The organism is Paraburkholderia sp. BL27I4N3 (assembly GCF_003386115.1).
GTDB lineage: Bacteria > Pseudomonadota > Gammaproteobacteria > Burkholderiales > Burkholderiaceae > Paraburkholderia.
Map to the genome: position 1 here is coordinate 2,298,983 of NZ_QREJ01000001.1, position 18,594 is coordinate 2,317,576.

General features: G+C 63.1%; 19 protein-coding genes. 11 read left to right on the plus strand and 8 right to left on the minus strand.

Features of this window, described 5'->3' with window-relative positions; translation table 11 throughout:
• The first annotated feature begins 28 nt into the window (after positions 1-28).
• Positions 29-937, plus strand: a complete 909-nt coding sequence (locus B0G71_RS10570) for a LysR substrate-binding domain-containing protein (RefSeq protein ID WP_116141530.1) — start codon at positions 29-31, stop codon at positions 935-937.
• 107 nt (positions 938-1,044) lie between these two features.
• On the opposite strand, the gene B0G71_RS10575 is transcribed toward B0G71_RS10570, so the two are convergent.
• Together B0G71_RS10575 and cynR are read right to left on the minus strand one after the other, a co-directional pair.
• A complete protein-coding gene (locus B0G71_RS10575; RefSeq protein ID WP_116141532.1) occupies positions 1,045-1,791 on the minus strand; it encodes a glucose 1-dehydrogenase in 747 nt (248 codons plus the stop codon).
• Between the two features lie 308 nt (positions 1,792-2,099).
• The gene (gene cynR / locus B0G71_RS10580) at positions 2,100-3,014 is read right to left on the minus strand and encodes a transcriptional regulator CynR (RefSeq protein WP_116141534.1); all 915 of its coding nucleotides are present in this window, start codon (positions 3,012-3,014) and stop codon (positions 2,100-2,102) included.
• 123 nt (positions 3,015-3,137) lie between these two features.
• On the opposite strand from cynR, the gene B0G71_RS10585 reads away from it, so the two are divergent.
• A complete protein-coding gene (locus B0G71_RS10585) occupies positions 3,138-3,797 on the plus strand; it encodes a carbonic anhydrase (RefSeq protein ID WP_116148489.1) in 660 nt (219 codons plus the stop codon).
• A 39-nt stretch (positions 3,798-3,836) separates the two neighbouring features.
• Positions 3,837-4,307, plus strand: a complete 471-nt coding sequence (gene cynS / locus B0G71_RS10590; RefSeq protein WP_106314314.1) for a cyanase — start codon at positions 3,837-3,839, stop codon at positions 4,305-4,307.
• 197 nt (positions 4,308-4,504) lie between these two features.
• Here cynS and B0G71_RS10595 read toward each other — a convergent pair whose 3' ends face one another.
• Positions 4,505-5,254 carry a sulfite exporter TauE/SafE family protein gene (locus tag B0G71_RS10595; protein ID WP_258875550.1) on the minus strand — a complete coding sequence of 250 codons (750 nt, stop codon included), beginning with the start codon at positions 5,252-5,254 and terminating at the stop codon, positions 4,505-4,507.
• Between the two features lie 147 nt (positions 5,255-5,401).
• On the opposite strand from B0G71_RS10595, the gene B0G71_RS10600 reads away from it, so the two are divergent.
• Both B0G71_RS10600 and B0G71_RS10605 read left to right on the plus strand, forming a co-directional pair.
• Positions 5,402-6,286 (plus strand): LysR family transcriptional regulator, encoded by an 885-nt coding sequence (locus B0G71_RS10600; RefSeq protein ID WP_116141536.1) that lies wholly within the window; start codon positions 5,402-5,404, stop codon positions 6,284-6,286.
• A 162-nt stretch (positions 6,287-6,448) separates the two neighbouring features.
• On the plus strand, positions 6,449-7,426 hold the full coding sequence (locus B0G71_RS10605; protein WP_116148493.1) for a PDR/VanB family oxidoreductase: 978 nt from the start codon (positions 6,449-6,451) through the stop codon (positions 7,424-7,426).
• Positions 7,427-7,475: 49 nt separating this feature from the next.
• Here B0G71_RS10605 and catC read toward each other — a convergent pair whose 3' ends face one another.
• The 3 genes from catC to B0G71_RS10620 form a co-directional block, all read right to left on the minus strand.
• Entirely contained in the window at positions 7,476-7,766 is a 291-nt protein-coding gene (gene catC / locus B0G71_RS10610; protein ID WP_116141538.1) for a muconolactone Delta-isomerase, read from the minus strand.
• Between the two features lie 140 nt (positions 7,767-7,906).
• Positions 7,907-8,815 carry a catechol 1,2-dioxygenase gene (gene catA, locus B0G71_RS10615; RefSeq protein ID WP_106284371.1) on the minus strand — a complete coding sequence of 303 codons (909 nt, stop codon included), beginning with the start codon at positions 8,813-8,815 and terminating at the stop codon, positions 7,907-7,909.
• A 63-nt stretch (positions 8,816-8,878) separates the two neighbouring features.
• Entirely contained in the window at positions 8,879-10,036 is a 1,158-nt protein-coding gene (locus tag B0G71_RS10620) for a muconate/chloromuconate family cycloisomerase (protein WP_116141541.1), read from the minus strand.
• Positions 10,037-10,139: 103 nt separating this feature from the next.
• Between B0G71_RS10620 and B0G71_RS10625 the strand changes: the two genes are divergently transcribed.
• Positions 10,140-11,027: a LysR family transcriptional regulator gene (locus B0G71_RS10625; protein ID WP_116141542.1), complete on the plus strand. Its 888-nt coding sequence runs from the start codon at positions 10,140-10,142 to the stop codon at positions 11,025-11,027.
• Between the two features lie 19 nt (positions 11,028-11,046).
• Here the strand turns inward: B0G71_RS10625 and B0G71_RS10630 are convergent, their stop codons facing one another.
• A complete protein-coding gene (locus B0G71_RS10630) occupies positions 11,047-11,967 on the minus strand; it encodes a LysR family transcriptional regulator (RefSeq protein ID WP_116148495.1) in 921 nt (306 codons plus the stop codon).
• Positions 11,968-12,072: 105 nt separating this feature from the next.
• On the opposite strand from B0G71_RS10630, the gene B0G71_RS10635 reads away from it, so the two are divergent.
• From B0G71_RS10635 to B0G71_RS10650, 4 genes are read left to right on the plus strand one after another with little or no spacing between them, the layout of a single operon-like run.
• Positions 12,073-13,356 (plus strand): Rieske 2Fe-2S domain-containing protein, encoded by a 1,284-nt coding sequence (locus B0G71_RS10635; protein WP_116141544.1) that lies wholly within the window; start codon positions 12,073-12,075, stop codon positions 13,354-13,356.
• Positions 13,353-13,853 (plus strand): aromatic-ring-hydroxylating dioxygenase subunit beta, encoded by a 501-nt coding sequence (locus B0G71_RS10640; protein ID WP_116141546.1) that lies wholly within the window; start codon positions 13,353-13,355, stop codon positions 13,851-13,853. The genes B0G71_RS10635 and B0G71_RS10640 overlap by 4 nt, the downstream gene beginning before the upstream one ends.
• Before the next feature lie 32 nt (positions 13,854-13,885).
• Entirely contained in the window at positions 13,886-14,269 is a 384-nt protein-coding gene (locus B0G71_RS10645) for a tautomerase family protein (RefSeq protein ID WP_116141548.1), read from the plus strand.
• Positions 14,270-14,309: 40 nt separating this feature from the next.
• On the plus strand, positions 14,310-15,626 hold the full coding sequence (locus B0G71_RS10650) for an MFS transporter (RefSeq protein ID WP_106284365.1): 1,317 nt from the start codon (positions 14,310-14,312) through the stop codon (positions 15,624-15,626).
• A 10-nt stretch (positions 15,627-15,636) separates the two neighbouring features.
• On the opposite strand, the gene B0G71_RS10655 is transcribed toward B0G71_RS10650, so the two are convergent.
• Positions 15,637-17,133: an ATP-binding protein gene (locus tag B0G71_RS10655; RefSeq protein ID WP_116141551.1), complete on the minus strand. Its 1,497-nt coding sequence runs from the start codon at positions 17,131-17,133 to the stop codon at positions 15,637-15,639.
• Between the two features lie 236 nt (positions 17,134-17,369).
• On the opposite strand from B0G71_RS10655, the gene B0G71_RS10660 reads away from it, so the two are divergent.
• Positions 17,370-18,566, plus strand: a complete 1,197-nt coding sequence (locus B0G71_RS10660) for an acyl-CoA dehydrogenase family protein (protein WP_116141553.1) — start codon at positions 17,370-17,372, stop codon at positions 18,564-18,566.
• Positions 18,567-18,594 lie beyond the last annotated feature (28 nt).

Genomic DNA, 18,594 nt, shown 5'->3' on the forward strand with positions numbered 1-18,594 from the left:
TAATAACTTATAGGTTGGCAAGGCACACGTGCAATACGCGCAATTGCGGGCGTTTCATGCGGTCGCGGAACATGGCGGGTTTTCCAAAGCGGCGCAGGCGCTCTCGCTCACGCAGCCGGCCGTGTCGGATCACGTGCGACGGCTGGAACAGGATTACGGCGTCAAACTGTTCGAACGCGGGCCGCGCGGCGTCGAGACTACCGAGCTCGGCCTGCGCCTCTTCAGCGTGACAAGGCAGATGCTCAGTTGCGAGCGCGACGCGCGGCAATTGCTCGAATCGGCGGGCGGGCTCGAATCCGGCTCGCTGTCGCTGGCCGCGGACGCGCCCGACCTGGCGGTCGCGCTGATCAGCGCGTTTCACAAGCTGCATCCGGGCATCGTCGTGACGCTGTCTATCGCGAACGCCGCGGACTGCATGCAGCGCGTGCTCTCCAGCGTCGTCGACGCGGCCATTACCGCCGCGCCGCAAGTGCACAGCCGTCTGGAGGCGCGCGTATTGCGGCGCGATCCGCTGGTGGCGATGGTGCCGGCGAGCTATCCGGTGGCGAAGAAACGCAGGCTGAGCTACGCCGAACTGGTGCAGCAGCCGATGATTTTCCGCGAGTCGCAATCCGTCACGCAGCAGTTGCTCGAAATCGAACTGGTTCGCGAGTCGCTGCAGGTAGAACCGGTCATGTACGTGGACGGCCGCGAGGCGCTCGAAGAAGCAGTCGCGCAAGGCATGGGCGTCGGCGTCATCGCGCGCGCCGAATTCAACGAATCTCGGCGGATCAGGATGATTCCGCTGCAGGACTGCCGGGTGCAGATGACCGAATCGCTGACGCGGCTCGCCGAGCGGCCGGGGTCGAATCTGCTGGACGCGTTGTTCGCGGTGGAGTTGGGAAAGCCGGCTGCGGCATTACACGACGAGCCAGTTCACGCCGCTCCGGCTGAATGAAACGACAAGCCGCCCGGCAGGCGCTGCCTGCGGGCGGCTTTTCTTCCTCGTGCTGCGATATGGCGTGGCGCTATGCGGCCACGCTTTATCCGTTCACGTCGAACTGCTTAACGCGAGCCACCGCTGGCAATCAGGCTTTCACCAGTCAGCCAGCGGGCGTCGTCGGAAGCGAGGAAGGCGACCACATCGGCGATATCGTCAGGCTGGCCGATACGGCCGAGCGGCGTCGTGCTGACCGCCCACGTTTCGAAGTCGGAGCCGAGGATGCCGCCGGTGTGCGTGCCTTCGGTGGCGACCATGCCCGGGTTCACCGAATTGACGCGAATCTTGCGCGGGCCGAGCTCACGTGCAAGCACGCCGGTGATACCGTCGACTGCACCCTTGGTAGCGGTATAGACCGCGCTGCCCGGCGGCGTGATGCGGCTCACCACCGAACTGATATTGACGATGCTCGCGCCTTCGCCGAGATGCTTGACCGCTGCCTGCGTGGTCAACAGCAGACCCAGCACGTTCACGTTGAAGTGCTTATGGAAATGCTCTTCGGTGATCTCTTCGATCGGCGCGAATTCATACACGCCCGAGTTGTTGACGAGAATGTCGAGACGGCCATACGTTTCCACCGCCGTATCGATGATGCCTTGCGCGTCCGCCGCTTTCGACACATCGCCCGCGACGGCCACGGCCTTGCCGCCGGCAGCGGTGATCGCCTCGACCACGCTTTCCGCGCCGGCCTTGCTCGACGCGTAGTTCACCACCACTGAAGCGCCTTGCGCGGCCAAAGCCTTGGCAATTGCCGCGCCGATACCTTTCGATGCACCGGTTACGACTGCAACCTTACCTGTGAGTTTGCTCATGATCGATTCCTGTAGATGGGATTGGCGCCGACGCTATCGCGAAGATTCGCGGGCAGCGGTGGAAATGCACTGGCGCTGACACTGGTGACAATGTAGTTACGTCGGCCGCGCGGATAAAGCGGCTGAAGGCGAATAGATACGTCGGTTGAGACGAACAATCGGAAGACAGGTGACGCGGATGGCCCGAAGGCTCGATGTGACCGGCGGTGCAACCCGCCAGTGCGAATGGGAAAGCACGAGTAAGCACGCACATAAGAGCGAACAGCACTTCCCCCTGTCAGTGTAGGCGGTTCGAAGCCTCGGCGTTTCTATAAAACAGCCTTGGTACGCCGCCCGCCTGTATCAGCCGCATGCTCCTCCATCGCGAGTTCGATGAACGCGCGCGTTGCCGCGTTCCGGTACGCGCCTTTGCGCAATAGCAGCGCAGCCGTACGCTGCGGCAGGGCCGGCTCCAACTGCACGAGAAACAGTTCGCTCTGCTCGCGCGCGATCGCGGCCGGCAGCAGCGTGGCGAGCGCACTGCGGCGCACGATCTGGACGATCGCGCCAATCGAATTCACCTCCATCGCGATGCGCGGCGACACGCCATGCAGCTTGCAATAACGATCGATGTACTGACGCGTTGCGAACTCTTCGTTGAGCAGAACGAGCGCTTCGTTCTGGAACTGGCTCAGCTTTAACGCGGAACGACGCTTCGCGTACGGATGCGCCTTGCCGACCACCATCGCCAGCGCCTCGACGAATAGGGTTTGCGTCTCGATGTCCGGCGTGTTCGTGTCGTCGAATGCGATGCCGACGTCGAGCGCGTCTTCGCTCAGCAACGCTTCCATCCGGTCCTGCGGCATTTCGAGGATGTTCAGCGTGATGTTCGGATAGCGGCGGTTGTACTTCTCCAGAAGCGGGCCGATCAGGTAGGCCGTGAAGGTCGGTGTCATCGCAAGACGCAGCGAGCCGCGGCTCAACTCCTCCACGTCGTGTATCGCCCGCTTGCCCGCCTCGAGGTCTTGCAGCGCGCGCTGAGCGTAATGCACATAGGCGGTGCCGGCATCGGTCAGCTGGATCGTGCGGCCGGACCGGTCGAGCAACTGCACTCGCAAGGTGTCTTCCAGCTGCTTGATCTGTTGCGACAGCGTCGGCTGCGATACGTGCAGCGCCTCGGCCGCGCGCGTGAAATTGCGGTGCTCGGCGACTGCAAGAAAGTAACGGATGTGCCTGAGTAGCATGGCGTCCTCTCGAACTATTGGTGTTTCCTATCGAGAGAATAATAAACCGGTCTTGGACGCTATAGCTCGATCGGCGCATTGTTCATCCATCGATTCCCCACGAACAACCTGATGGAGCGAAACATGCAAGACATCATCGACGGCTTCCTGAAGTTTCAGCGCGACGCCTTCCCGCAGCGCTCCGAGCTTTTCAGGAAACTGGCCACGACCCAGAACCCGCGCACGTTGTTCATTTCGTGCTCAGACAGCCGGCTCGTGCCGGAACTCGTCACGCAGCGCGAACCGGGCGATCTGTTCGTGATCCGCAACGCGGGCAACATCGTGCCTTCGTACGGTCCGGAGCCGGGCGGCGTGACCGCCACGGTCGAGTACGCAGTCGCCGCGCTCGGCGTCACCGATGTGGTGATCTGCGGTCATTCCGACTGCGGCGCGATGACGGCCATCGCGACCTGCAAATGCATGGACCATATGCCCGCCGTGCGCAACTGGCTGCACTACGCGGACTCCGCGAAAGTCGTCAACGAGGCGCGCGAGCACAAGAGCGAACGCGACCGGGTCGACTCGATGGTCCGCGAAAACGTGATCGCGCAACTCGCTAATATCAAGACTCATCCTTCCGTGCGGCTCGCCCTCGAACAGGGACATCTCGCGCTGCACGGCTGGGTGTACGACATCGAAACCGGCTCGATCGATGCGCTCGACGGCTCGACGAATCGCTTCGTTTCTCTTGCGGAACATCCGCATACGTGTGCCACCCCGGCTCGACTCGACGTCGCGGCCTGACCGCACTTATTTTATTTACTTACTCTGAGGAAATTCATCATGACGCAGTCCCAATACAGCCAGGCCCCGCGTGAAGCACTGACCGACGCAATCATCGACGCGAAGGTTCGCAAGAATCTCACGTTCGAGCAGATCAACGAAGGCACCGGCCTGAGTCTTGCATTCGTCACCGCCGCCTTGCTCGGCCAGCATCCGCTGCCCGCAGACGCCGCGAAGGTCGTGGCGGACAAACTCGAACTCGGCGAAGATGCGGTGCGCCTGCTGCAAACCATCCCGTTACGCGGCAGCATTCCGGGCGGCGTGCCGACCGATCCGACCATCTACCGCTTCTACGAAATGGTGCAGATCTACGGTTCGACGCTAAAGGCACTGGTGCACGAGCAGTTCGGCGACGGCATTATCAGCGCGATCAACTTCAAGCTCGACATCAAGAAGGTCGACGATCCGGAAGGCGGTCAGCGTGCCGTGATCACACTCGACGGAAAGTATCTGCCGACCAAACCTTTCTGAGCCGACAGCGGAGTCGTTCTATCAGCAACGGCTCCGTCAAAAAACTGTGACGCAGCGTGCCACGCAATGAATTCAGCACTTACGCAGCAACATGATTTGCGCGGCCACGCTGGCCAGCACCGCCAGCGCGCCGAGTGTATCCAGAATAACGTGCCACACGATATCGCTCCTTCCACACTCGTTTCACCATTGCCTGATTAAACGAATGCTCGTGCCATTAATTGAATACCCAGCCCGAGCAGACAGATAAAGAACCAGCGTCTGAACGTGTCCGCGCCGATGCGTCCGCGCACGCGCTGTCCGATCCACATGCCGAACAGCGCCGGCACCACGGCAAATAGCGACTCGCCCAGATCGCCGGCGGCAAACGCGTGCTCTCTGGTGAGGCCGATCGCCAGCGCGATGGTCGACACCGTGAACGACAAGCCGAGCGCCTGCACCAGATCCTCTTTCTTCAACGCCAGCCCTTGCAGATACGGTACTGCCGGCACGACGAACACACCAGTGCCGCCGGTGACGAGGCCCGTCACCGCGCCGATCGCCGGCGACAACCAGCGCTCGTACCGCGCCGGCACTGAAAAGCGCCACGCCAGCAAACCGGCCGCGGCGTACAACGTCAACGCGGCACCGAGTCCGACCACGGTCCATTCCCCGCCCCCGCCCGCGATGAACGACGCGGCCGCGACCGTGCCGGCGACGATGCCGAGCAGCATCGGCCACAAGCGTTTGAGCAGCGCCCGCACGCTCGGCCCCGCGAACAGTTGCCAGACGTTCGTCACGAACGACGGCAACAGCAGCATCGCGGCGGCCTGGGCCGGCAGCATCAGCGTGCCGAGCACGCCCATGGCGACGGTCGGCAGTCCCATGCCGGTCACTCCCTTGACGAAGCCGGCGACCACGAAAGTCGCGGCGACCACGCCCGCACGCATCGCAAACGAAGAGATCATTGGAAGCTTGTTATTGAAGTGATGCCGGCAATTTTCAATCGCCGCAAGGCCGGCCACAATGCGTAAGATACTTAGCGTGACTTAGGCTGGGGCTAAGGCTGTGACCCGGGCTGAATCCCACCGCTTCCCCATAACGATCCGTCTTCCATGCGCTTCGACCTCATCGACCTCCGCCTGTTTCTGCTCATCCTCGAAACCGGCAGCATCACCCACGGCGCCGCGCGCGCGAACATGTCGCTGCCATCGGCGAGCGCGCGGCTGCGCGGCATGGAAGACGCGCTCGGCATGCCGCTGCTCGAACGCGGCCGCCGCGGTGTCGAATCCACGCCGACCGGGGACACGCTCGCGCATCACGCGCGGCTCGTGCTCGGGCAGATCGAACGCATGCAGGGTGAACTGGGCGAGCATCAGGAAGGCCGCAAAGCGTGCATCAGGCTGTGGACCAACACGGCGGCCATCACCGAGTTCCTGCCCTCCGCGATCGGTCTGTTTCTGCGCGATCATCCCAACGTGCAGATCGATCTGAAGGAGCGTCAAAGCAGCGAAACGGTCAAGGCGGTGCTGACCGGCGCGGCTGAAATCGGCATCATTTCCGATGCGGTCGATCACGGCGCGCTGCAGACCTTCCCCTTCGCCATCGACAAACTCGTGCTGATTGCGAGCCGCGACGATCCGCTTGCCGCACTGCGCCGCACGACGCTGGCGGAAGTGGCGGAGCGGGAATTCATCGGACTGAGCGCGGACAGCGCATTGCAGGCCTACCTCGGCGAGCGCGCGCTGCTGGCCGGTCAGCCGCTCAGCTTCCGCACCCACGTGCGGACCTTCGACGCCATCTGCTGCATGGTCGAACAAGGCGCCGGCCTCGGTATCGTGCCGGCTACTGCGGCGAAGCGCTATCGCGGCACGCCCGGCATCCGTACGATCGAGCTGACCGATAGCTGGGCCGCGCGCCAGTTGCTGATCTGCATGCGCGAGCTGAACGCAATGGCGCGGCCGGAAAAGGCGCTGGTGCGTCATCTGGCCGGAATCTGAATGTTCCGTCTGGAATGCGCGCGCCGCGCTATTATCAGTCCGGCTTATCCAACTAACTATTTTTAATCGATTTGCCTGATGTAGCGTGGTTTCTTATCCTTGACGCACAACCGCGTGCACTTCGATGCATGCGCCGTCCGCCACTTTTTTGCCGGCAAGATCATGGAAAGAACCACCTTCAACGTGCGTGTCGATAGCGTCCGCGACGAAGCGCATGGCGTGCGCTCGTTCAGCGTGTCGCGACTGGACGGGCAACTGTTCGATCACTACGAACCCGGCGCGCACATCGACGTGACCGGACCATCGGGCGTCACGCGGCAATATTCGTTGTGTGGCGACCCGGACCAGCGGGACGCGCATCTGTTCGCCGTGAAGCGCGAAGACACGTCACGCGGCGGCTCGCGTTCGCTGCATGACGATGTCACAGTCGGCAGCGAATTGACCATCGGCGCGCCGCGCAATCTTTTCCAGCTCGCGCCGGGCGCCGAAGAACATGTGCTGATCGCCGCAGGGATCGGTGTGACACCGCTGCTGAGCATGGCGTATCGCCTGCTCAAACAGCAACAGCGCTTCGTGCTGCATTATTTCGCGCGCAGCGCGGAACACGCCGCGTTTTTGCCGCTGCTCTCACGCGCGCCGTTCAGTGAGTATGTGAAGCTGCACTTCGGCGTCGCTCGCGAGCAACTCGATGCGGTGCTCGGCGATTGTCTCGCGGATGCGCGCGAAGGCACGCACGTTTATACCTGCGGGCCGGCACCTTTCATGGAACGCGTGGTGGCGATCGGTGAATCGCGCCTTGCCTCTGAAGCGATCCATCTCGAACGCTTCGCTGCTGAGCCGGCGTCGACTACGAGCGCCGAATTGGCCGCGCTCGATACCTTCGACGTGCGGATCGCGAGCAGCGGCGCGACCGTTCGGGTGGACAAGGACACGACCATCGTCGCGGCGCTGGCGTCGATCGGCATCGAGGTGGATACGTCGTGCGGCGAAGGGGTGTGCGGCACGTGCATGGTCGACGTGGTCAGCGGCACGCCCGAGCATCGCGACCATTGCCTGAGCAAAGCGGAACGCGCGAGCGGCAAGGTGATCTGCTGCTGCATTTCACGCGCTACGTCGCCGGTGCTGGTGCTGGATCTTTAATGCATCAACAAGGTGCTGCATTGACAGCACCTTTCTCAAACGCCTTCTATTACCGGTCGTCATCGCGAATCGACGACGCATGCCGGCACAGCGCGCGCACTTTGACATCCATATACGGAAACAGCGGCAACTGGCTCAGCACGTCGTGCAGATGCGCGGGGCTCTGCACGTCGAACACGCTGACATTCGCGTAGCGGCCGGCAATGCGCCACAGGTGCCGCCACACGCCCTCCTGTTGCAGCCTTTGCGACATCGCTTTCTCATCGGCCTTCAGGCGCGCGGCGCGTTCGGCATCCATATCGGCCGGAAGGTGGACGGTCATCTCAACGTGAAACAGCATGCTTGCTCTCCTCTCTGATCGGTAACTTAAAAGCCCTGGCGGCCCGGCCAATCGCGCCGCGCAACCAGGGCCGACAGATTCGTGCGATACGTGCGGGCCTTTTCTCTCAAACGCCCTGCTTCAGCGCTGCAAAAGCGACATCAGGCTTCAGCGCGCAGACGCTCCACTTCAGCGTCCGGCAGGTTGTCGCGCTCCTTGAACAGCGTGAAGTCGAAATCGATCAGCGCGAAATTGCCGTCCACGCCATACGGTTTGCCTTCGGCGCCTTCAGCCTGCTTGACCGCCGGCACGAGACCGTCGCGCGTGGCGAAGGCGAAGTCGTCCCACAGATACGGATCGCCGTCGATGTTGATCTGCGTGGTCAGCTTGCGGAACCCCGGCGCGGACACGAAGAAGTGAATATGTGCCGGACGATGCCCATGCCGGCCGAGCTGATCGAGCAGCAGTTGGGTCTGCCCTTGCGGCGGCACGCTATAGCCGACCGGCACGACGCTGCGGAAGCTGTATTTGCCTTCGGCGTCGGTACGGATCGAGCGGCGCAGATTGAAGGCCGGTTGCGATTTGTCGAAGTACGAGTAGTTGCCCAGATGGTTCGCGTGCCACACTTCGACGAGTGCGTGAGCGAGCGGCTTGCCGTCTTCGCCGAGCACGCGGCCTCGCATGATCAGCGTCTGGCCCGGATCGGTGCCGTCGTCCAGTCGTGCATGTCCGTCGGAGACCGGCGCACCGGCCACGTACAACGGGCCTTCGATCGTGCGCGGCGTGCCGCCTTCGATGCCGGCCTTCGCCTCCGCTTCATCCAGACGCAGATCGAGAAAATGCTCGAAACCCAGACCCGCGGCCAGCAAACCGAGTTCGCCGCTCTTGCCGGCGTCGCCGAGATAATTCAGCGCGGTCCAGAATTCGGCGGGCTGCACGTCGAGGTCTTCGATCGTATAGAACAGATCCTGCACGATCCGGTTGACGATCTGCCTGGTGCGCGGGTTGCCTTCGCTGGTGGCGCTGTCGTTGATCTTATTGAGCAGCGCGTCGATAGCTTGCTTGTTCATGGGGTATCTCCTTCGATTGATGTTCTGGATGGCTAACGGATGAGCCTTCAGTGCTTCACTGCTTCAGTTCGTGCTTACGCTGGCGCCTTTGCGCGTATCGCGCCGCAGGCGGTCGATCTTGTCCCAGTCGAGCGTGATGCCAAGACCCGGACCTTGCGGCAGATGCAGCGCGAAATTCTCGTAGCACAGCGGTTCGGTGAGAATCTCCTCGGTCAGCAGCAAGGGGCCGAACAGTTCCGTGCCCCACTTCAACTCGCCAAAGGTGCTGAAGAGTTGCGCGGAAGCGATCGTGCCCACCGCGCCTTCGAGCATCGTGCCGCCGTACAGATCGATGTTCGCGGCCGACGCTATGGCCGCCACGTGCGCGGCGCCCACCAGGCCGCCCGATTGCGCGATCTTCACGGCGAACACATCGGCGGCGCGCGCGCTGGCCACCGCAAATGCATCGGCCGGACCGTGCAGCGCTTCGTCGGCCATGATCGGTACGAGAGCGAGGTCGGTCAGACGCTTGAGGCCCGCGCGATTCTCCGCCGCGATGGGTTGCTCGATCAGCGTCACGCCCGCATCGGCAAAACGCCGCGCGGCCCAGATCGCGTCGGATTCGCTCCACGCCTGGTTCACGTCGACGCGCACTTCGCCGCGTCCTTGCACCGCTTTCTGGATCGCGACGACATGCGCCACGTCCTCGGCCACGGCGCGCGTGCCAATCTTCAGCTTGAACACGCGATGGCGCTTCGTCTCGTACACCTGTTCGGCTTCGTCGATATCGCGTTGCGTGTCGCCGCTCGCGAGCGTCCACGCCACGTCCACGGAATCGCGCACACGGCCGCCGAACAGTTCCGACAGCGGCATGCCGAGGCGCTGTGCCTGCGCATCGAACAACGCCGTTTCCAGCGCGGACTTCGCAAAGCGGTTGCCCTGGAACAGCTCGCGCAGTTTCGCCATCGCGGCGCCTGGACGCGTCGCGTCCATGCCTTTGAGCAATGGCGCGAAATAGGTGTCGATATTGACCTTGATACTTTCCGGGCTTTCCTCGCCATACGCGAGGCCGCCGATCGTGGTGCCCTCGCCCACGCCGACCAACCCGTCGGCGCAACGGATGCGCACCAGCACCAGCGTCTGGCAGTTCATCGTTGCGACCGAGAGACGGTGCGGACGGATCGTCGGTACGTCGACGAGAATCGTCTCCACGCTCTCGATCTTCACGGGTGTTGCTATCATTCGTTGCCCTCCTGAACTGCTGAACCGGGAGCCCCAATAGTAGAAACAACCCGCGAAGCAGTCCAACACCGATTCCGACTACTTCCATACCGTAGGGGTATGCATGGAACTTCGCCAACTCCGCTATTTCATCGCGGTCGCCGAAGAAATGAACATCACGCGGGCCGCCCAACGCCTGCATATGACCCAGCCGCCGCTCAGCCGCCAGATCCAGCAGATCGAGGAAAGCGTCGGCCTGGCGCTGTTCGAGCGCGGCTCGCGGCCGCTGCGGCTAACCGAAGCCGGGCGGATTTTCTATACCCAGGCCAGGCGGCTCGTCGACGAAGCGGACGAACTCGCGCCGCTCACGCGCCGTCTTGCGCAGCTGGCTGAGCGCGTGGTGATCGGCTTCGTGCCCTCGACGCTGTATGGCGCGCTCCCCGCCGTGATCCGCGCCTTTCGCGAGGCCGCGCCGCATATCGAGCTGTCGCTGATCGAAATGTTCACCATCGAACAACTCGGCGCGCTCAAGGGCGGCCGCATCGACGTGGGCTTCGGCCGCCTGCGTTTCGACGACGCGCAACTCGCGCGCGAGGTTCTTTTAGAAGAAAGAATGATTGCCGCATTGCCGCAAGACCATCCGCTCGCCCGACAAAAGAAGCCGCTCACGCTGGCAGCGTTAGCGCAGGAAACCTTGATCGTCTACCCGAGCACGCCGCGGCCGAGCTACGCCGATCAGCAGCTATCGGCCTTGCACGATCATGCGTTGGAGCCGAAGGCGATTCATGAAGTGCGCGAATTGCAGACCGCGTTGGGCCTGGTGGCGGCGCAAGTGGGCGTGTGTCTCGTGCCGGAAAGCGTGGAAGGTTTGCGCGCGCACGGTGTGGTGTACCGTCCCATTCCGGCGGCCAACGTCGCTTCGCCGATCATCATGAGCCGCCGCTTGCAGGACGAATCGCCGACCACCACGTTGCTGTGTTCGATCGCGCGAGACCTGTTCAAAAAGGTCTGAAGTACTGAGAGCCTGGCCTTCACTTCTCGTCGAAGCGCTTCACGATATCCGCCATCAGATTGCGCAGCCACACGTTGCCTTCGTCCTGATCGAAATGCTCGTGCCAATGCATCGTGACCGCCGCGATCGGCAAGGTCACGGGCAAATCATAGATCTGAAAACCGCCGTCGCGATTGAAAATGTGCGCGAGGCGGCGCGGCAGCGTAGCGAACAGATCGGTCACGGCCAATACGCTCGGCAACGCCACGAAATGCGGTAGTTCCAGCGCGATATGACGCCCGACACCTTGCGTGCGGAATTCGTCGTCGAGCGCGTGATGGCTGTGCTCGACCGACGTGATCTGCACGTGCGAAGCGTCCAGAAACGCCTTCAAACTCAGTTCCCTTGTGCGCGGCAAGCCGCGCCGCTTCCTCGTCATACACACGTACGTCTCTTCGAACAGCGCCTGATGCCGCGTGCGCGCGGTCAGCGTGGGCAGATTGCCGATGGCGAAATCGAGCCGGCTCGCGCGCAGTGCATCTTCCATTTCCTCGACCGGCAGCGGCTCGATACGCAGCCTCACACGCGGCGCCTGCCGATGCAACGCCTCGCAGATCGGCGGCAGATAGGCCAGTTCGCCCGCGTCCGACAGTGACAGCCGGAAGGTCCGCGTGCTCACCGCCGGGTCGAAATGCTCCGCGTAACGCAGCGCTTCGCGCACGGTGTCGAGCGCGCGGGACACGATGGTCGACAGTTCCAGCGCGATCGGCGTGGGCTGCATGCCGGCGCGCGTGCGGATGAAAAGCGGATCGTCGAACAGCGTGCGCAAACGACCCAGCGAATAGCTGATGGCAGGCTGCGACAGCGCCAGCCGCTCGCCCGCCCGAGTCAGGCTGCGCTCTTCGACGATCGCCTGAAAAACGCGCAGCAAATTGAGGTCGACGTGATCCAGCGAGTTCATCGAGATATCCATGCGGTTGATTTTATATTTCATTTTAGATCAATTTGACGCATATCAAGTAGTCGACGAAACTTGCCTTCATCGACCACCCCACTTACACAAGCCATGAGCGAATCCTCATATCAGACCGTCGATACGAGCGCGTTGTATCAGCGCGCGCAGCCCGACCGCGTGGCCCCTTCGCTGTACTACGACCCGGCTGTCTTCGAAGCGGAACTCGAGCGCATTTTCTACAAGACGTGGATCTGGGTCGCGCACGAAAGCGAACTGCCGAATCCGGGCGACTTCCGCACCACCACGATCGGCCGCCAGCCGGTGATCGTGGTGCGCGACAAGAGCGGCGCGGTCAACGTCTTGCAGAACCGTTGCCGTCATCGCGGCGCGACCGTCTGCGAACAGCACAAGGGCAACGCGAAAGGCTTCACGTGCCCGTATCACAGCTGGACCTACGGCCTGGACGGCGCCTTGCGCGCGCTGCCGTACGGCGACGGTTACGAAGGCGTGATCGACAAGACCGAACTGCCGCTCGCCAGTCTGCGCGTGGGCATCTATCAAGGCCTGATCTTCGCGAGCTTCAATCAGGAGATCGAGCCGCTGGAAGATTTCCTCGGCGGCGCCAGGCCGTGGATCGATCTGTTCATGAAGCAAGGCGCGGGCTATCCGATCAAGGCCAACGGCGAACACCGCTTCCGCTTTAACGGCAACTGGAAGATCCAGCTCGAGAACACCACCGACCTGTATCACTTCCCCGTGGTCCACAAATCGTGGATGAAATCGATCGACGACGAAACCGCCGCCGCGATCACCAGCTTCATGACGAGCGACCAGGCCTTTTGCCGCTCGCTCGGCAACGGTCACAGCCTCGCCGTGCTGGTGCCGGAAATCGTCGATCTCGACAAGGACGACGGTGCGCCGATTCCCGAGCGCTTCGAAGAACTCGCCGCCTCGCTCGCGAAGGACCACACGCCGGAACAGGTGCGCCGCATCGTGCGCTCGCTGATGGGCGTCGGCTTCAACCTGAATCTGTTTCCGAACCTCGCGCTGTCGATGGCGTTTTTCCGCGTACTGCGGCCCATTTCCGCGAACGAGACCGAGATCCGTCACGTCGCGCTCGCCATGGACGGCGGCCCCGAAGAAGCGAACCGCGTGCGCCTGCGCATTCACGAGCACTTCCAGGGCCCGTTCGGTTTCGGCAGCCCGGACGACGCCGAAGCATGGGAGCGCGTGCAGCGCGGCTCGCATGCCGGCCCCGATCTGCCGATTCTCGTCAACCGAGGCCTGAATCGCGAGAGCACCGCGCCGAACGGCGAAAAGACCGCGCACGCCACCGACGAAACCGGCATGCGCGAAGCGTACGCGCAATGGCGCACGATGATGGAGCAGGCATGATGGACGACAGGAACACACTGTTTTCGCAGAAGACTTTTGCCGGCGCAATCGAACTCATCTGGCGCGAAGCCGAGTTGCTGGACCGCAAGGACTATCGCGAGTGGCTCACGCTGTGGGACCCGGCCGGCTTCTACGTGGTGCCGATCGAGCACGACACCACCGACTTCGCCGCCACGCTGAACTACGCGTACGACGACCAGGACATGCGCGAAAAGCGCGTGCAACGCATGACGTCTGGCTATTCTGCATCGGCCACCGACGCCGCCCGTACCGTTCGCACCGTGTCGCGCTTCACGCTCACGAGCGACGCCAACGATGAAGTGACGGTGAATTCGGCGCAAGTGATCGTCGCTTATAAACGCGGCAAGTCGACGCTGTTCGCTGCGGACCTCACGCATCGCATCAGTTTCACGAGCGGCGAGCCGCGCATCGTGGAGAAGGTGATCCGTCTGATCGATTCGACCGAAGCGTTGAGCGCGATCGGCTTCCTGCTCTGATCTTCTGGTCTTCAAAAACCGCGAGCGCAGCCATGCCTACACTAGAAGTTTATTTGCCCGATGGTCACTGGCCCGCGCGCAAGGCGCAATTGATCGCGGGCCTCACTCAGGCGACCGTGAAGGCCATCGGCGCGCCCGCCGAATCGGTGCGGATTCTGCTGAGTGAACTGCCGTCGCACGATTTCGGTTCTGGCGGCGTGAGCAACGCGAATGGTCGGGCGCCGCTGCTGACCATCGTGGCCATCCTGATCGCGGGCCGCACGCCCGCGCAGAAGGAAGCCCTGATCTCCGCGCTCAGCCGGACCGGCGCGGACGTGCTCGACACGCCGCTCGACGCCGCCCGCGTGATGATCAAGGACATTCCGAATACCGATTTCGGCATCGGCGGGCAGACCGCGAAATCACTGGGGCGCTAGCGCCTTTCCTTTTAGTCGACGCGAACCAACGGGCACGCAGATGCAAAACGACACGCTTTCTCCCACGGCCGGATCACCACCTGCAACCACGGCACCGGCCACCTCGCAAACCTTGCGGCGGATCATCGTCGCCTCCGTGCTCGGCAATGCGCTCGAGTGGTACGACTTTTTTCTGTACGGCACGGCCGCCGCGCTGATCTTCGGACCATTGTTCTTCCCGCTGCACGGCGATCCGCTACTCGGCACGCTGGCCGCTTTCGCGGGCTTCGCGATCGGTTTCCTCGCGCGGCCGCTGGGCGGTGTCGTGTTCGGCCATATCGGCGACCGGCATGGCCGCAAGCGCGCGCTCGTCATCACGCTGATGATGATGGGCGTGGCCACCTTCGGTATCGGCCTGTTGCCCACATTCTCGCAAGTCGGCTTTCTTGCGCCCGCCGCGCTCGTGTGTTTGCGAGTCGTGCAGGGCATCGCATCAGGCGGCGAATGGGGCGGCGGCGTGCTGCTGATCAGCGAGAGCGCGCCGGCCAATCGTCGCGGCTACTATGCGGCGTTCAGCCAGTTGGGCGTGGCGGGTGGCTTCGTGTTGTCGGCGGCTGCGTTTTATCTGGTGCAGCGCTTGCCGGTGGAAAGCTTCATGTCGTGGGGCTGGCGTGTGCCGTTTCTGGCCAGCGTGCTGATCTTCGGCGTCGGCGTGTACATTCGCCGGCGCTTGCCGGAGAGCCGCGACTTCACCGCCGCCAAACCGAAACACATGCCTGTGCTGACGGTGCTGCGCAATCATCCGAAGCAGGTCTTGCAAGCGATGGGGCTGCGCGTCGCCGAAAACGGCGGAACGTATATCTTTCTGTCGTTCGTGCTGGTGTACGGCAAGACGATCGGCGTGCCGGTTTCGGTGATGCTCGGCGGCGTGATGGCCGCCATGCTGCTCGAACTCGTGACGATCGTGTTGTGGGGACGTCTATCGGATGTAATCGGACGGCGGCCCGTGTATATGATCGGCGCGCTCGGGCTGGTGGTGATTGCATTTCCCGCCTTCTGGCTGATCGACACGCATCAACCGATGCTGGTGTTCCTCTCGCTGGTGCTCGGCCTGCCCTTCTGCCACGCGGCCATGATCGGCACACAACCCGCGTTGATGGGCGAACTGTTCCCTACCGAAGTGCGCTACTCGGGCATGGCGCTCGGCCACGAAATCGCTTCGGTGTTTTCGGGCGGACTCGCGCCGCTCGTCGCTACCGCGCTGTACGCACAAGTGCGCGCACCGTGGCCGGTCGCGCTGATGCTGATCGGCTTCGGCGTAATTACCGCGCTCACGCTCGTGACGATTCCGCGCAACACCAGCACCACGCATGATTGATCTGTTGCACTCAACCGGCCGGCGCGGCGGCGAGCGGCAGCGAGAAGCTGCATTCGAGCCCGCCATGCCTAGCCGGTTTTGCCCAGATCTCGCCGCCGTGTCGCGTGACGATGTTCTTGCACAGCGAAAGCCCGATGCCGTTGCCGCCCGCTTTCGACGAAGAGAAGCCGTCGAACAGACGGCCGTGAGCATCGGCGGGAACGCCTGGGCCGTTGTCGATGACCTGGGCAATCGCGTATTTGCCGCGCAGGTGCGTGACGAGGCGAAGCTCACGGCTCTCCGGGGTTACGCTTTTGTTTGTCCCTTCTCCCAGCGCTTCGATCGCGTTGAAGGCCAGATTCAACACCACCTGACCGATCAATACACGCTCAACGTACACGGGCAGCGGCTGCGTCGCCTGCTCGATCGTGAGCGTCACGCCCGCCTCGCGCGCGCGCAACTCGATAAAGTACGCAACGTCCGCGAGCACCTCGCGCAGATCCGCATGCGTCTCGCTCGGCTCGCGCTTGACGATGTAATCGCGCACACTCTTGATGATCAATGCAGCATGCTCAGCCTGACGATCGGCGCTGCGCAAACCCCATACGGCGTCGTCGATCGAAGCGGGTTGCGCGAGCCGCCGGATCGAGCCTTCGATGAAGTTGCGCACGGCGGCAAGCGGCTGGCTCAATTCATGAGCGATGGCGGTCGCCATTTCCCCCATCGCGTTGTAACGTCCCGCATATTCCAGCAAACGCGCTTCGTTGCGTCGCGCGTCTTCGACGGCGACTTCGTCCGTCACGTCGCGAAAGTGCAGCAGCCTTCCGTTCAGGTCGTTTTCGATCTCGATACGGCGGCACGTAATACGCAGCCAGCGCGGCTTGCCGTCGCGGCGTGTGATGCGGTAACGCTGCGGCACCGACGGCTGAATCCGCGGCGCGTTCGCGAGCTGTTCCAGCAGACGCTCGCGGTCCGGCTCGCTGCAATAGTCGAGCACGGCGCCCATCGGCGCGCCCTCTTCCAGGCCGAGCACGCGCCGGCCGGATTCGCTGACGAATTCCACTTCGCCCACGGGCGTCAGCACCGCGACGCCTTCGCCGAGATCCTGCATGAATTCGCGCAGCCGCGATTCGTAACGGCGCAGCGTTTGCTTGAGCGTGTCTTCGACGCTGATGTCGCGGAACTGCACCATCACCACCGCGCGCTCGCGCAGCGGCACGTAAGTGGCGATTGCCTCGGACAACATGTCGGCACCGGTGCGCGAGCGGTAACACCACTCGTAGACCTGCGGGCCTTCGGTGATCGAACGGTCCATCGCGCCGACGCCGATCTCGCGGCGGTATTTCGGCACCGGCCGCGTCATGTCCTTCGCCTTGAGCGGCAGCAATTCGGCGAGCGTGAAGCCGAGCGCCTCGCAGGCCGCGCGATTGGCCCACACGATCGCCTTGGTGTCGGCGTCGTGCAGCAGCACGCACAGCGTGAGCGCGTCGAGCAGGCGGTGGAAGTCTTCTTCGGCGGGGAAATTCATCGGGGAGTACGGCACGCAGGTTCGATTACGTATGGACGGAAACATAACACCAGTGCGCGTGTTGCGCCTCTGAAGATTTCTTTAGACGACCCCGGAGCATTACCTAAAACTGCGCGCCGCGTCCCAATTGAAGCGTTCTTTTTGCATTTCTAGACTGGTCTGAATCTGCGCGGCTCGTCGTTTCGGGCCCAACGTCGTGCGTTTCAGTCAATAACGAATCAAGGAGAAGCCCCACCATGTCCGCCACCGCCACCGTTGCTGCCGAACAGTCGAATACATCGAATACATCGAATACATCGAACACGTCGAATACCGCCCGCCTGCCGCTCGACGAAGTGATCGCCGAGATCGTCGCGCGCCGCGATGAATTCGACCGCCTTTCGCATGTGCCGCGTGACGTGATCGCGAAGCTCAAGCGTGCGGGTGTGTATCGCGCGGCCACGCCGAGGCGGTTCGGCGGCGACGCGCTGGCGCCTGCCCTGTTTCTCGACATGATCGAGCGCATCGCGGTCGCGGACGGTTCGGCGGCTTGGGTCGCGAGCTTCGGCTCGGCCAACGTCTATCTGGCGGCGCTGCCGTTGCATACGCAAGCGGAAATCTATGCCGACGGCCCCGACCAGGTGTTCGCGGGCGGCCTCTTCCCGGTGCAGCCTGCGCAGCCCGCTGAAGGCGGCTGGCGTGTGAACGGCACATGGAAGTTCGCGAGCGGCTGCAAAGGCGCGGACTGGCTCGGCGTGGGCATCGGTGTCGGTGCTCCAGGTGCGGGCGGCAAACCGCGCACGGCCGTGTTCCGTGCGCATCAGGTGGAGATCGTCGAGAACTGGGAGGTGGTCGGCATGCAGGGCACCGGCAGTCACGATCTGCGCGTCTCCGACCAGTTCGTCGCGGATGACTGGACCTTCGTGCGTGGCGGCGAACCGTGCGTGGACGAGCCGTTGTATCGCTATCCAACCATCGCCTACGCCGCGCAAGTGCTCGCCGTGGTCAACCTCGGACTCGCCCGCGCCGCGCTCGACGTCGCCAACCACATGGCCGGCGGCCGCAAGACGACCACAGGCGCGCCGCAACACGCCGACCGCGCGTACTACCGCATCGAACTCGCGAAAGCCGAGGCCCAATTGCGCTCGGCGCGCGCATTTTTCTACGACACCACTCACCAGGTCTGGCAATCGATCCTCGCCGGCAATCCCGTCACCGCGGATCAGGTGAGCCTGCTGCGTCTTTCGGCGACGCAGATCGCCCGCGAAGGCGCCGACGTCGTGCAGCGCGCTTACCGGCTCGGCGGCACGATGGCGATATATCGCTCGCATCCGCTGCAACGCCTGATGCGCGATTCGATGGTCGTGACCCAGCACGCGTTTCTCGGCGAAGGCAACTATGACGGCGCAGGCGCGGTGTTTGTCGGCGTGCCGCCGATTCCGGGCTACCTGTAAGCCATTTTCTGATCCGTCACTATCCGCA

Excerpts from the sequence above, each read along its gene's own strand:
- catA (WP_106284371.1), bottom strand. The coding sequence starts at position 8,815 with ATGAACAAGCAAGCTATCGACGCGCTGCTCAATAAGATCAACGACAGC.
- B0G71_RS10645 (WP_116141548.1), top strand. The coding sequence starts at position 13,886 with ATGCCTACACTAGAAGTTTATTTGCCCGATGGTCACTGGCCCGCGCGC.
- B0G71_RS10630 (WP_116148495.1), bottom strand. The coding sequence starts at position 11,967 with ATGAACTCGCTGGATCACGTCGACCTCAATTTGCTGCGCGTTTTTCAG.
- cynR (WP_116141534.1), bottom strand. The coding sequence starts at position 3,014 with ATGCTACTCAGGCACATCCGTTACTTTCTTGCAGTCGCCGAGCACCGC.
- B0G71_RS10595 (WP_258875550.1), bottom strand. The coding sequence starts at position 5,254 with ATGATCTCTTCGTTTGCGATGCGTGCGGGCGTGGTCGCCGCGACTTTC.
- B0G71_RS10650 (WP_106284365.1), top strand. The coding sequence starts at position 14,310 with ATGCAAAACGACACGCTTTCTCCCACGGCCGGATCACCACCTGCAACC.
- B0G71_RS10620 (WP_116141541.1), bottom strand. The coding sequence starts at position 10,036 with ATGATAGCAACACCCGTGAAGATCGAGAGCGTGGAGACGATTCTCGTC.
- B0G71_RS10660 (WP_116141553.1), top strand. The coding sequence starts at position 17,370 with ATGTCCGCCACCGCCACCGTTGCTGCCGAACAGTCGAATACATCGAAT.
- B0G71_RS10600 (WP_116141536.1), top strand. The coding sequence starts at position 5,402 with ATGCGCTTCGACCTCATCGACCTCCGCCTGTTTCTGCTCATCCTCGAA.
- cynS (WP_106314314.1), top strand. The coding sequence starts at position 3,837 with ATGACGCAGTCCCAATACAGCCAGGCCCCGCGTGAAGCACTGACCGAC.
- B0G71_RS10635 (WP_116141544.1), top strand. The coding sequence starts at position 12,073 with ATGAGCGAATCCTCATATCAGACCGTCGATACGAGCGCGTTGTATCAG.
- B0G71_RS10585 (WP_116148489.1), top strand. The coding sequence starts at position 3,138 with ATGCAAGACATCATCGACGGCTTCCTGAAGTTTCAGCGCGACGCCTTC.
- B0G71_RS10605 (WP_116148493.1), top strand. The coding sequence starts at position 6,449 with ATGGAAAGAACCACCTTCAACGTGCGTGTCGATAGCGTCCGCGACGAA.
- B0G71_RS10640 (WP_116141546.1), top strand. The coding sequence starts at position 13,353 with ATGATGGACGACAGGAACACACTGTTTTCGCAGAAGACTTTTGCCGGC.
- B0G71_RS10575 (WP_116141532.1), bottom strand. The coding sequence starts at position 1,791 with ATGAGCAAACTCACAGGTAAGGTTGCAGTCGTAACCGGTGCATCGAAA.
- B0G71_RS10625 (WP_116141542.1), top strand. The coding sequence starts at position 10,140 with ATGGAACTTCGCCAACTCCGCTATTTCATCGCGGTCGCCGAAGAAATG.
- B0G71_RS10655 (WP_116141551.1), bottom strand. The coding sequence starts at position 17,133 with ATGAATTTCCCCGCCGAAGAAGACTTCCACCGCCTGCTCGACGCGCTC.
- catC (WP_116141538.1), bottom strand. The coding sequence starts at position 7,766 with ATGCTGTTTCACGTTGAGATGACCGTCCACCTTCCGGCCGATATGGAT.